Raw genomic sequence first — 12,475 nt, 5'->3', positions numbered from 1 at the left:
CTTTTCTCATTGCGGTCGCATAACTACGCTTGGGCGGGGCGGCAACGGTACATGTTGGAGATCACCATCGAATGGACGGTCTCGCCCCGCTGGTTCTTCACCAAGCGCTCGCAAGACACGATGCCCTGCTTGCCGCTGCTGGTGAGCTTCTTCTCGACCGGGGTGATGACCGCATGGATGGTGTCGCCCGACTTGACCGGGAGATGCATTCGCCACTTGTCCAGGCCGGTCATGGCGATGATGGTGCCGTCGTTGATTCCGCTGAGGCATTGCAGGCCACCGACGATGGCCAGAACCAGGGGGCCATGCGCAATGGGCTCGCCGTACGGCTGTGTCTTGCAGAACTCGTGATCGATGTGCGGCGCATTGTGATCGCCCGACAGGCAGGCAAAGTTCACTATGTCGGTCAGCGTGACTGTTCTGCGCGAGGTGACGATCGCTTTGCCGATCTCGAAGTCCTCGAAGTACATGCCACGCGGTTGGCGTTGCTCGAATTCAGACATGTTCATTCCTTGGCCGGTTTGTCGCCAGCAAGTGATAGGGGTTGATGAAATCCAGGATGGTGTTCCCGCACGACAGGTCCATCGAGGCGCCAGGCATGGCATTGGCCGAGATAGTGGGGACGCGTGCCGGCGTGCGGATCAAGCCCGCGGCGCTTGTTCTCCTGGGCATGCCAGGTGGGGATCGTTTGCAAGGCGGCGGTTGCCATGTTGACCACCAGTTCTCGCAGGTGAGTGCAGCTGCGCGTGCCTCCCAGCCGCTCGTTGACTGCGTGCCGCCAGCCCGGCCCCATCCGCGCTCCGATCATCGCCCGCAAGCTGCTTTCGATCTCTGCGCACGTGCGAAAAGGTGTTGCTTGCATGCGAGTGCTGACGCTTTGCACTTCCAGTTGATCGTCCACGGTGAGTGTGACTTCCATGTGGTGCACCGGAGAGCCCGCAGGCAGCACTTCCTTTTCTGGAACCAGCGTGTCGTAGTCACGCAAGTCGCGCAGCGTTCCTTCGATGTCCCATAGACCATCTTCGCGCCTGAATCCCCTGAACTCGACGGAGCGTGTATGCAGCAAGGTTCGGCCAACGGACATGGTCTAAATATCGGCTTGTATCAATGGTTGGGCCATTGTATAGTCTGAACATGGAAATTGGCAACCAAGCGGGGAGCAGCACCCAGCGAATCGCGGTCGGGTTCTCCCAGTTGGCGATCGTGGCGTTCACCTTGCTCGATCTCACCCTGACGGTCCCCCACCTGGTTTGGGGAATTGCCGCCGCGTCAGCCTTGTTCATCGTCCTCGAAGGGCGCGCGGTGCCCGCCGGCATTCGACGCACGGCGTTGATCCTGTTCGGGGTTTCTCTTGTCTTGCTGCCCGTTGCTCACTCACCCGTGGCGGCCATGGAGCGTGGGATTCGGGTTGGCGGACTGATCGCGTCGCTCCTTCTCTCCGTCGCGCTGCTGTCGAAAGCCGCGCAACGGGTGCAGCGGTTTCGAAATGTCATCATGGCGCTGCTGAGCGTCCCTGCTCCACAGCGTTTCGCTACCGTCACGGTCGCCACGCAGTTCTTTGGCGGAATGTTGGGATTTGCGGGCGTCGCGATGATGATGGAGAGCGCGGCGGACCTGCCAATGGGCAGCACGGAAGAGAGGGCGGCATGCTTTGGCGCGATCACGCGCGGGTACGCAGCCGCCAATCTGTGGAGCCCCATGTTCAGCAACGTGAGCATCTTGCTGGCGATCAGTCCCGGCCTCGCGTGGGCGACTGTCTTCCCATTCGCACTGCTGCTCGCGGCGGTCAGCATCGGGCTCGGGATTGCGGTGCACCGCGTCTGCGGTCCACGTCTCGGGGCGACAGACACGGGGCAGGTCATTTGGCGGATGCTGCTTCGCGCGTCATCTCCAGTGCTGGCCGGTATGCTCGGCTTCCTGGTGTGCGTCATGCTGTTGAGCAAGCTGGGGTCGTGGCCAGCTGCGGCCAGCATCATCCTGCTGGCACCGTTGGGTGCATGGGGCCTCAACCTTTTCGGCGGACCCAAACCTCGCAGTCAGAAAGAAGTGTGCGAACTCATGCTCGCAGACGCGCGCAGCCTGCGATCGCTGGTGACGGAGGTGATGCTCTTGTTGGCTTCGGGGTGCGCCGGCACGGTGATTGCCAGTGCGATTCCTCCAGCGTGGACCGACCCCGTGATGGTTGCCATCTCGCCGTATCCGATCCTGGGCTGCTTCTTTCTTGCGGCCGGCGTCCTTCTGATGTCCAGCGCATCCGTGCATCCTTTGCTCTCTGCCATCGTGGTTGCCAGTGCTTTCCACGCTGAAGCACTCGGACTGTCTCCCATCGCTCACTTGTTGGCTGTTCTGTGCGGCCTGGGGCTGGCTGTCATCGTGACTCCGTTCTCGGTCGTCAGCCTCACGGCCAGCCGATTCTCCGGTTTGCCTTTGTTGACCGTGAGCGTCAGAAGCCATGTCGCGTTTGCCGCCGTGAAGTTGCTGCTCGTGGCGCTGCTGCTTGGCGGCTTGTCGGCACACTTTCCTCACTGACCCTCAGACACTCGCCTTTAGGAAACTCCATGTCGTTCAACTCTTCCGTCGGAAGCGGTCCTCTCTCGGGGCTGAAAGTCATCGAATTCGCCGGAATCGGTCCGGGCCCGTTTGCCTGCATGTTGCTGTCGGACCTTGGAGCCGACATCGTCCGCATCGATCGCCCGGACGCGCGCCTGGGCGATCGCCTCGACATCATTGGCCGCGGCCGAAGAACGGTGCTGCTCGACCTGAAGGCGAAGGAAGACGTCCAGCAGGTGCTGGACCTCCTGTCCGAAGCTGACGTGCTCGTCGAGGGCTTTCGCCCGGGCGTGATGGAGCGACTTGGATTGGGGCCGAAAGCGGTGCTCGAGCGCAACCCGCGTCTGGTCTATGGCCGAATGACGGGATGGGGCCAGGAGGGGCCGCTTGCACAGGCCGCAGGCCACGACATCAACTACATCTCGATCGCGGGGGCGCTCTCGGCCATCGGCCCGATGGGGCAAGCGCCAGTGCCGCCGCTGAACCTGGTGGGAGACTACGGTGGGGGAAGCCTCTATCTGGTCGTGGGGGTCCTGGCGGCGGTTCTCGAGGCCAGGCGCAGTGGAAAAGGGCAGGTGGTAGATGCCGCGATCTGCGACGGTGTGGTCTCCCTGATGAGCCTGTTCCAGCTTCAGTCCCTTCGTGGCAGCTTCAGCGAGCAACGCGGAACCAACATGCTCGATGGCGGCGCACCGTACTACACCGTCTACGAAACCGCAGAGGGCGGGCATGTGTCTCTGGGCCCGATCGAGCCGAAGTTCTTTGCTTTGCTTTGTGAGAAGCTGGACATTCCCCTGCGTCTTCGCAATGCGCAGCATGACCGGGAGCGGTGGCCTGAACTGCGCGAGGTGCTGGCCAGCATCTTCCGCACTCGAACGCGTGAGCAGTGGTGCGAGGTGTTGGAGGGTACGGATGTCTGCTTTGCACCGGTGCTTGCGCTGAGTGAGGCAGCTCAGCATCCCCACCTGCGTGCGCGCAACGCTTTCGTGGATATCGAAGGTGTTCAGCACACTGCGCCGGCGCCGCGCTTGTCACGCACACCGGCAACCATCCAGGGGCCTGCACCGGCGAAGGCGGTCATGGCAGCCGAGGTCCTTCAAGCCTGGCGCGACGCCTGAGTCCGCGCCGATTTCACACGAACAACATGGCCGATCGGCGCAAGGAGAAGCGATGAACGCGACGGACACTTCCGCATACGCATCAATCGAAAGCCTGCTCGTGCAGCGCTACAGCTGTCGTGGCTTCCGGCCCGAACCCGTTCCGCGAGACGTCATCGAGAGTATCGTCGCGCTGGCTCAGCGTACGGCGTCCTGGTGCAATGCCCAGCCTTGGCATGTGGCAATCACGAGTGGTGCAGCCACGGATCGCTTTCGCGAGGCCATGCTCGCACCGGGGCGGCCGGACGAGCCGGGACCCGACTATGAGTGGCCGCGCGAATACCGTGGCGTCTACCTGCAGCGGCGTCGCGAGTGCGGTCTCGCCCTTTACGACGCCGTCGGAATAGCGCGGGGCGACCGCGGGGCTTCTGCGAAGCAGGCGCGGGAGAATCTGAGGCTGTTTGGCGCCCCGCACGTGGCAATCATCACATCCGACGAGGCGCTCTCTACATACGGGGCTGTGGATTGCGGCGCCTATGTTGCCAACTTCATCCTGGCGGCAACAAGCCTGGGTGTGGCAACCATCGCGCAGGCGGCGCTGGCTGCGCGGCCGCAACGTGTGAGAGATTGTCTGGGGCTCTCCCCGGATCGGCGAATTGTCTGCGGCATCTCCTTCGGATATTCGGACGCCGCTCATCCGGCCAACGGATTCCGCACGGCTCGTGCCGAGCCAGCCTCTGCGGTGGCCTGGGTGGATTGACGGATCAGTCTTTCGTGGAGGTGGTGGCGCGACGCTTCGGCGCCGCCGCTTCCTGCGCGTCGGCCATAGATAAATAGCCTTTCTGCAATCGCTTGAGGTTTGCCTCCATTTCCGCGACTGCCGCCTCGGCGTCGCGCGCATGCATGTGCTTCATGAAGCGCTTGCGAGATGGCAACACAAAGGCATTTTCGTACTCGCCAATGCTCTGGATGAACTGGGCGAGAACGTTGAGCAAGCCGTCCATCATGATCACCATGATGGCATTGCCCGTCATCCGCGCGAGGAGCCGGTGAAAGTCGAGATGGACTTCGGCACGTCTTGAGAAATCGCCCTGTGACGCCGCGAGTGTTGCTTCGTCGATGTTCTGCTGCAGCGCGTCCAGGTCCTCGTCCGACGCGCGCTTGCAGGCCTCGCGAACAATGATCGATTCAATCCAGATCCGTGCCTCGGTGAGTTGGTCGGGTGTGATGGATCCGACGTGATAGAGATCCATCATTCCATTGATGATGGTGTCGCCGGAGCCTTGACGGATGAAGGCGCCGCCGCTGGCACCTTTCTGAAGGCGCAGAAGGCCTGCGTGTTCGAGCGAACGGAGTGCCTCCCGAAGCGTGTTGCGCGAAACACCGAACTGTTCGGCCAGGGCGCGCTCGGCGGGCAGGCGGCTTCCCACCGTGAGGCGGCCTTCGACAAGTTCGGCACGGATCTGAGCCGCGATTTCTTCGAAGGCGCGGGTGGCCCGTACCGACTGAAAGCGCGGTGTGCTGCCTGCTGCTTCGTCAGGTGCTTTCGGTGTGGTCTTTTGCATGGATCTTTACGAGTAGGCTGGTGATTGCTTCAACCTGGTAGCTTGCGCGGCCGTACAGGATTCTGGCTCACACTCTCCAGGTAGTCACTGACGTGCTGCAAGTGATTGCGCATCGCTGTGCAGGCGGCTTCCGCATCGCGCTGGCGCATCAGGGCAATGACCTTGCGCCGGACTTGCATGATGTCTTTGCGAGGTTGCGGGTCGATGCGAGCCAGCATGTCACGGATGATCTCCGACAGCGCATCAATCATCAAGACGATCACCTCGTTGTGGGTGGCCTTGGCGATGAGGCGATAGAACTCGATCACGGACTTGGAGTTTCGGGAGCCCCCCCCGCTCTTGAACAGCTCGGTGTGATGCTCGACATCGCTTTCGATGGCGTCCAGTTCTTCTTCCGTGGCGCGCGCGCATGCCAACCGAATCGCCATGCTCATCATTTCAACGCGGGCCTCGGTCAGATTGGCGATGGAGACCTGCCCAAGCGTGACCATGTCCTGGACGGATTGCGTGATGCCGTCGACGTTGCTACTGCTGCGAATGTAGAAGCCGCCGTTGATTCCGGTGCGAACTTCGACCACGCCTCCGGATTCGAGACTGCGCAAAGCTTCCCGGACGGCGATGCGACTGATGCTGAACTGTTCGGCCAGCTCGCGTTCACCCGGCAGGCGATCGCCCGGCTTGAGATCGCCTCGAAGCAGTTGCTCGCGAACCTGATCGCAGACTTCTTCGAAGGCGCGGCGCGTGCGCACCGGCGTGAAGGCCGGAACGCCGGCAACTTTTGCTCGCGCCGTGGCGCTGCTGGACTTGCCCGCTGCTGTTGCTGGGGTCTTTTCGTGCATTGGATGAACCTCTGCCAAGTATGGTAGTCGAGAGAAGGGTCGCATTGCCACTTCGGCTCTTTTGACGGACCAAATCTGTTGCTTGCGTGCCAGCGGCCCGTGGAGTCGTCAGCTGAATTTCGCCCAAATTTCAAGTAGAATTTGGTTCAACCAATGTGATTTCTCGGGGGGCTACCAAGGGGGCTTGGCTTTGGCTCCGCCAATAGCGAGGAGACTGACCTATGAAAGTGGAGAAGAGGCGCGACAAACGTATGCTCGGGATGCAATGGCTTCGCCGGGTTTCCAGCAAGCGTTGGGTCCAGGCGTTCGCGTTTCTGGTTGCTACTGCCGGGACCGAGGCGGCCACTTTCCCCGCCTTGCCAAACGCACCGCAAGAGGTGGCCGTGCCGGTTGGGGTGGGACTGCAGCCGACCGAGGCCCAATGCTCGCTGTAGCACGCGAAATCGCTAGCCGTCCGGGGAGCACGTCAAGCGAGTCCAACCGGGACTACCGCCGAGATGGAGCGTTGAACTTCCCTGCCTGAAAAGCGGGAGGTGTTCTGCTGCGAGTTGCTGGACGCTTGCGCGACATCGCGCTGCCCCATCGGCGGCGACATCGCCTGTACGCCTCCATGGTCATGACTCTGGGTGCTTGCGCCGGCTAGCGGTAGGAATCGCCGACTTCAGGCGATCCCGGTCAATGGTTCTGGCATTTGAAGTCATCGTCGTGGGCACCGCCCTTCGATATCGTCTCCTCAACTCAGCGGGAACTGGATTCGCTGAGGGAAGAACAAGGAGACAAGGCCATGGCAAGCCAGGCATTCACGGCCGACGCGCTCGCGCGCGACGATAGGGCAACTCATTTGCCGTTGCAGCTTCGGGTGGCGCAACGCCGTTGTGAAGCAGTTGGCGTCGTCGCATTCGATCTGGTGGACCCGGACGGCGCCCCGTTGCCACCTTTCGAAGCCGGCGCCCACCTGTTGGTCGAGACGGCCCCTGGAATCGTTCGAGCCTATTCGGTGTGCAACTCCCCCACCGAAACGGAGCGCTACACGATTGCAGTCCTGCGCGAGCCCGATTCGCGCGGCGGTTCATCTGCATTGCATGAGCGCGTCAAGCCGGGCAACCTGTTGCGTACCAGTGCACCCCGAAACGAGTTTCCGCTGCAGATCCGAGCCAAGCGCAGCCTGCTGCTTGCTGGTGGCATCGGCATCACCCCCCTGCTGGCAATGGCGGAGCGCCTGTGCGAGACGGACGGCGACTTCGTGCTTCACTACTGCACGCGTGAAGCCGCGCGAACGGCGTTTTCCTCACGGCTCGCAGAGTCTCGATTCGCAGGTCGCGTGCACATTCACCACGACGATGGAAACGCCGCCCAACGCTTCGAAGCGGCGCAAGTGTTGGCGTCACCGTCCGAACACACTCATATCTACGTTTGCGGGCCTGGCGGCTTCATCGAGCACGTGTTGTCCACGGCAAAAGCGCTCGGCTGGGCGCCGGAACAACTGCATCGCGAGTTCTTCGCGCCGCCCGTCAAGGCAGTTGACGCTGCAGAGAAGGACGCCGCCTTTGATCTGATCCTGTCGTCGAGCGGCCAGCGCGTGCACGTGCCTGCAGGATGCAGCGCTGCCTCCGCCCTGCAGGCGGCAGGTGTTCCATTGGTCGTCTCATGCGAGCAGGGGGTTTGCGGCACGTGCGTGACGACTGTGCTCGAAGGGGAGCCGGAACACCGGGACTGCTATCTGACGGACGACGATCGCCGCAGAAATGACTGCTTCACGCCGTGTTGCTCGCGCGCGCGTTCCTCAGAACTCCGCATCGACCTCTAGACGCAACCATCCACCTGGCCACAACAAGGAGACACCCGCCATGAACATCGCCGAACTCGACCAGGCCCTTGCCAGCCATGAGTTGTTCTCGAACATCGAGAACATGCACGCCACCTTTCAATGGGTGCGTCGAAACGATCCGCTGCATTGGACTGACGCACCAGATCATCCACCGTTCTGGGCGGTGACGAAGCATGCCGACGTCATCGAGGTCGGAAAGCACCCTGACGTATTTGTCGCTGAGCCGAAGACCTTCCTGTTGAACGATGAAGAGTCACGCATCCGGGCGGAGGAGACGGCGGCGACTGGCGGAAAGATGGTGCGAACCATGATCCATATGGATGGCACGGATCATAGGAAATACAGGGGGTTGACCCAGGCTTGGTTCATGCCGGCCAGCATCAAGCGGCTAGATGCCGTCATTCGTGAGCGGGCGAGCGATCTGGTGACCCAAATGCTGGAGCGCGACGGACGGTGCGACTTCTACAACGACATCGCCGTGTGGTACCCGCTGAGAATCATCATGGGACTGCTGAACGTTCCGGAAAGCGATCACGCCTACCTCTTGCACCTTACCCAGCAGTTCCTTGCGCCGAAGGACGAAACGCTGCGCCGTGAGGGCAGCGAAGGTCAGGGCAAGGGGGCAGTGGCGAAAGAGTACTTTGCTTACTTCGGAAAGCTGCTTGCCGATCGCCGGTCACGGCCCCAGACCGAAGATCTGGATTCGTCGATCGCGCATGCGCAGGTGGATGGCCAACCGCTGGGACTCATGGAAGCGGTTTCCTACTACGTGATCCTTGCCACGGCGGGGCATGACACCACCAGTTCTTCGATGGGAAGTGGCCTGTACTACCTGCTGCGCAATCCAGCTGAGCAAGAGCGTCTTCGCGCCGGCCCTGAGTTGATGCCGACCGCGGTGGAGGAAATGTTCCGCTTTGCGTCGCCCGTCAAGCACTTTGTGCGGACTGCGACGCAGGACTTCGAACTTCGAGGCAAGACGATCCGTGCCGGGCAGGAGCTAGCCTTGATGTATCACAGCGCGAACTTCGATGAAGAGGTCTTCGAAGATCCTCTCCGCTTCAAGTTGGATCGCAGTCCGAACCGACAGATCGCATTCGGCTACGGCGTTCATGCATGCCTGGGCCAGAACCTCGCCCGTGCCAGCATGCGTGCGTTCTTCTCGGAACTGCTCGCGCGGACCGAGTGGTTGGAGCTCGATGGCGAACCGAACTTCATCTCGACCAACCAGGTAGGTGGATTGAAGACATTGCCGGTGCGGTACGCGTCCGCTCGCATGGCCGCCTGAGCCATGCAGCAAGCGAAAGGCCCCATCGACATGACAGACATGTACACGATGACCATCGCGGGGCGCGCTGCTCCCTCCGCAGGCGCGATTCCGGTGGTGAATCCGGCAACAGAAGAGGTATTTGCACAGGCACCAGATGCCACGCCCGAGCAATTGGATGAAGCCGTGCTAGCGGCACGGGAGGCTCTGCCGGCGTGGTCGGCGACATCCTGGCAAGTGCGACAAGACCTGCTTCGTGCGATCGCCAAGACCTACATGGTGCATCAGGAAGAACTCGCCACCTTGCTCACTCGCGAGCAAGGCAAGCCGCTCGCCAAGGCACGTTCCGAAGTTGCTGTTGCCGCCTACTGGTATGGCGAGTTCGCGGGCATGGCGTTGCCGGAAGAGATTCTCCAGGATACGCCGGAATCCTATGCGGGCATCCGTCGGGTCCCCATCGGCGTGGTGGGCGCGATGGTGCCCTGGAACTACCCCGTGGTGCTCGCCGCCTGGAAGATTGCTCCGGCATTGCTGACGGGCAACACCATGGTGCTCAAGCCCTCACCGTTCACGCCGCTGACCACGCTTCGGATCGGCGAGTTGCTGAGGGATGTCTTGCCTCCAGGCGTTCTCAACATTGTCAGTGGCGGCGATGCGTTGGGTCCCCGGATGTCCGAGCATGCTGGCTTGGACAAGATCTCGTTCACCGGGTCATCGGAAACCGGCCGCCTGGTGATGCGCAGCGCTTCGAGAGATCTCAAGCGGTTGACTCTCGAACTTGGCGGCAACGACGCAGCCATCGTGATGCCCGACGTCGATGTCGATGCGGTGGCCCGCACGCTCTTCTGGGGCGCCTTCGTCAACAGCGGACAGATCTGCATCGCGGCCAAGCGCATCTACATTCATTCGAATATCTACGACCGGATGGTCGCAGCGTTCGTGGAACTGGCTCGAACCGCGCCCATGGGGCCTGGTGACAAGGAAGGCATGGAACTCGGGCCGGTCCAGAACCGCCGTCAGTTCGAGCGCTTGCTCGACCTGCTCGAGGATTGCAAGCAGCGCGACATGAGGCTGTTGTGCGGCGGCGAGCGGCCGGCCGGCCCTGGCTTCTTCATTCCGGTCACGCTCGTGGACAACCCGCCAGAGGATTCGCGCATCGTCAAGGAAGAGCCGTTCGGACCCATCCTGCCGCTGCTGAAGTTCGACAGCATCGACGAGGTGGTGGCCCGCGCCAATGCTTCCGACTACGGGCTGGCGGGGTCCGTATGGTCGCGCGACGAAGGCCAAGCGCTGGCGATCGCCAAGCGACTCCATACCGGGACTGTCTGGATCAATGAGATCCAGGCGGCCTCGCCGCACAGGCCGATGGCTGGTCACAAGCAGTCGGGCGTGGGCGTGGAAAACGGGCGCGACGGCCTGCTGAGCTACACGCAGACGCAAACCATCACCATCAAACGCAGCCGCTAAGGCCGCAACTCCAGACCCCAAGGCGATTTCATGCAACTCAAGGACAAAGTCATCCTCGTCACCGGTGCCGCAAGCGGCATTGGCCGTCAAACCTGCCTGTCGCTTGCCGCGCGCGGTGCACGGATCCATGCGAGCGATATTGACCGCGACGGCGCTGCCGAGACTTGCCGCCGCATCGAAGCCGAAGGAGGAAGGGCTTCATTCCTTCATCATGATGTGACGCAGCCGGAGGCCTGGCGGGACGTGATGCAGGTGATCGAACGCCAAAACGGTCGGCTCGACGGCCTGGTCAACAGCGCTGGCCTGATGGTCGTGCGGCCCTTCCAGCAAACCGACTTCGAGCTGTATCGACGCCAGCAGACCGTCAACGTCGACAGCGTCTGGCTGGGTTGCCAGGCCGCGCAGTCCCTCCTGGCGCGAGCGGCCGAGGAATCGGGAGGTGCCTCCATCGTCAATCTCTCGTCGATCCTCGGGTTGAAAGGCGGCAGCATGCACTCGGCCTACTGCACGTCGAAAGGCGCGGTTCGATTGCTGACGAAAGCCTTGGCCATCGAGATGGGAAAGCTGAAGATTCGGGTGAACTCGGTGCATCCGGGTCTGGTGGAGACGCCCTTGGGCCTTGGCTCGATGACCGACATGATCAAGTACGGTGCACCATTGCCATCGCTCGACGCGGCCGTGAGCATGGTGGCGCAGCGGACTCCACTGGGGCGCGCGGCTCAACCGCTGGACGTCGCCAATGTCATTGCATTCCTGTGCGCCGACGAATCCCAGTACGTGACGGGTTCCGAGCTGACCGTCGATGGCGGCTTCAGCGCCCAGTGACCTTGGCCAGCAGATGCCTGTAGGCCATTGGCGTCTGCCCGGTGCCGCGCTTGAAGGCGCGGTGAAAGGCGCTGGGCTCTGAAAAGCCCAGGCGGTAGCCAATCTCGGTGACCGTCAGGTGCGGATCGCCCAGCAGGCGAATGGCCTCCTCGCAGCGCATCGTGTCGACAATGGCTCGGTAGCTCTGCCCCTCGTCCTGCAAACGACGGTGCAGCAGCTTGGCAGACAGCCCCATCGAATCAGCCAGTTCAGGGAGGGTGGGGAGGCCGCAGATTTCCCACTGTCGCAGGCACCGACGCACGCGCACGACCATCGCCCGTACGCCACTGTTGGGTGGCAGCCGGCGCGCTGGCCAGTAGAGCGCAAAGCTCGAGAAGGTCTTCATGTCGACCACGACACGGGCGCTCAACCAGCTTGCGTCGAACCGGATCTGCCCCGGACCGCCCAACGAGGCCGGTTCGTCGAAGAGAGGCGGCGCGTTGGCGCATCCGGGAAGCACGCCCGGCAAGACCACGGCCCGCAGAGGTATGTGCCTTTGCACCATCCATGACATCAGGCCGATGGCCCCGTAGGTCAGCACGAGATGGGCGGTCGTGCGATGCTCGTGGCCTGGCCGAATATCGACCACCTGCAAGACGGCATCGCCGTCGTCCAGTCTCAATCGAATCGCGAAGTCGTCCATCGCCAGCCGATACAGGCTGCAGCCCAGGCGCAGCGCATCTCCGAGCGTCTGGCATTGAAGCATCTGGCGGACCACCAGGGCCAAGGTCCCAGGGGGCAGGGGGCGGCTGTTGAGCGCGAGCATTTCGTCGCGCAGCATTCTTTGCAGGGCCCGCATCGTGCGCCCGAACTGCAGCAGGTTCACCGGGTGTGACGCGTCGGCCAGCGGCAAAGGAAGCAAGCCGCAGCGCTTCAGCAGGCCGTCCGTGTCATGGCCCCTTGACCGCGCGGGTCGAAGCAAGGCCTCCAGATAGCAAAGGGGCAGCCCGCCTTCCATGCGGTCGGCGGGCTCTTGGGTCTCCGGATCCGACCCCTTCATT

The 12,475-nt window shown here is 62.4% G+C and carries 13 protein-coding genes; 8 read left to right on the top strand and 5 right to left on the bottom strand.

The features are described from left to right. Nucleotides 1–23 precede the first annotated feature (23 nt). Nucleotides 24–503 (bottom strand): MaoC/PaaZ C-terminal domain-containing protein, encoded by a 480-nt coding sequence (locus QTI68_RS09830; RefSeq protein WP_286521242.1) that lies wholly within the window; start codon nt 501–503, stop codon nt 24–26. 2 nt (nt 504–505) lie between these two features. Further along, nucleotides 506–1,084, bottom strand: coding sequence for a DUF2889 domain-containing protein (locus tag QTI68_RS09825; protein ID WP_286521240.1), 579 nt, complete (start codon nt 1,082–1,084; stop codon nt 506–508). 50 nt (nt 1,085–1,134) lie between these two features. Here QTI68_RS09825 and QTI68_RS09820 point away from each other — a divergent pair, with 50 nt between their 5' ends. From QTI68_RS09820 to QTI68_RS09810, 3 genes are read left to right on the top strand one after another with little or no spacing between them, the layout of a single operon-like run. Then, nucleotides 1,135–2,529, top strand: a complete 1,395-nt coding sequence (locus QTI68_RS09820) for a hypothetical protein (RefSeq protein ID WP_286521239.1) — start codon at nt 1,135–1,137, stop codon at nt 2,527–2,529. Between the two features lie 29 nt (nt 2,530–2,558). Further along, nucleotides 2,559–3,668, top strand: a complete 1,110-nt coding sequence (locus QTI68_RS09815) for a CaiB/BaiF CoA transferase family protein (RefSeq protein WP_286521238.1) — start codon at nt 2,559–2,561, stop codon at nt 3,666–3,668. A 52-nt stretch (nt 3,669–3,720) separates the two neighbouring features. Continuing rightward, complete coding sequence (locus QTI68_RS09810) at nt 3,721–4,407, top strand: nitroreductase (protein ID WP_286521237.1); 687 nt, start codon at nt 3,721–3,723, stop codon at nt 4,405–4,407. Between the two features lie 4 nt (nt 4,408–4,411). On the opposite strand, the gene QTI68_RS09805 is transcribed toward QTI68_RS09810, so the two are convergent. Together QTI68_RS09805 and QTI68_RS09800 are read right to left on the bottom strand one after the other, a co-directional pair. Next, on the bottom strand, nt 4,412–5,212 hold the full coding sequence (locus QTI68_RS09805; RefSeq protein WP_286521236.1) for a FadR/GntR family transcriptional regulator: 801 nt from the start codon (nt 5,210–5,212) through the stop codon (nt 4,412–4,414). Between the two features lie 29 nt (nt 5,213–5,241). Beyond that, on the bottom strand, nt 5,242–6,051 hold the full coding sequence (locus QTI68_RS09800; protein ID WP_286521235.1) for a FadR/GntR family transcriptional regulator: 810 nt from the start codon (nt 6,049–6,051) through the stop codon (nt 5,242–5,244). Between the two features lie 221 nt (nt 6,052–6,272). On the opposite strand from QTI68_RS09800, the gene QTI68_RS09795 reads away from it, so the two are divergent. The 5 genes from QTI68_RS09795 (at nt 6,273) to QTI68_RS09775 (ending at nt 11,435) form a co-directional block, all read left to right on the top strand. Then, nucleotides 6,273–6,485, top strand: coding sequence for a hypothetical protein (locus QTI68_RS09795; RefSeq protein WP_286521233.1), 213 nt, complete (start codon nt 6,273–6,275; stop codon nt 6,483–6,485). A 350-nt stretch (nt 6,486–6,835) separates the two neighbouring features. Continuing rightward, the gene (locus QTI68_RS09790) at nt 6,836–7,858 is read left to right on the top strand and encodes a PDR/VanB family oxidoreductase (RefSeq protein ID WP_286521232.1); all 1,023 of its coding nucleotides are present in this window, start codon (nt 6,836–6,838) and stop codon (nt 7,856–7,858) included. A 40-nt stretch (nt 7,859–7,898) separates the two neighbouring features. Then, nucleotides 7,899–9,164: a cytochrome P450 gene (locus QTI68_RS09785; protein WP_286521230.1), complete on the top strand. Its 1,266-nt coding sequence runs from the start codon at nt 7,899–7,901 to the stop codon at nt 9,162–9,164. A 39-nt stretch (nt 9,165–9,203) separates the two neighbouring features. Continuing rightward, entirely contained in the window at nt 9,204–10,610 is a 1,407-nt protein-coding gene (locus QTI68_RS09780; RefSeq protein WP_286521229.1) for an aldehyde dehydrogenase family protein, read from the top strand. A 30-nt stretch (nt 10,611–10,640) separates the two neighbouring features. After that, on the top strand, nt 10,641–11,435 hold the full coding sequence (locus tag QTI68_RS09775) for an SDR family NAD(P)-dependent oxidoreductase (RefSeq protein ID WP_286521227.1): 795 nt from the start codon (nt 10,641–10,643) through the stop codon (nt 11,433–11,435). Here QTI68_RS09775 and QTI68_RS09770 read toward each other — a convergent pair. Continuing rightward, nucleotides 11,422–12,474: an AraC family transcriptional regulator gene (locus QTI68_RS09770; RefSeq protein WP_286521225.1), complete on the bottom strand. Its 1,053-nt coding sequence runs from the start codon at nt 12,472–12,474 to the stop codon at nt 11,422–11,424. The genes QTI68_RS09775 and QTI68_RS09770 overlap by 14 nt on opposite strands. Nucleotide 12,475 lies beyond the last annotated feature (1 nt).

The organism is Variovorax sp. J31P207, assembly GCF_030316965.1.
Taxonomy (GTDB): domain Bacteria; phylum Pseudomonadota; class Gammaproteobacteria; order Burkholderiales; family Burkholderiaceae_C; genus Variovorax; species Variovorax ginsengisoli_B.
This window is presented reverse-complemented; position numbering and strand designations above follow the sequence as displayed.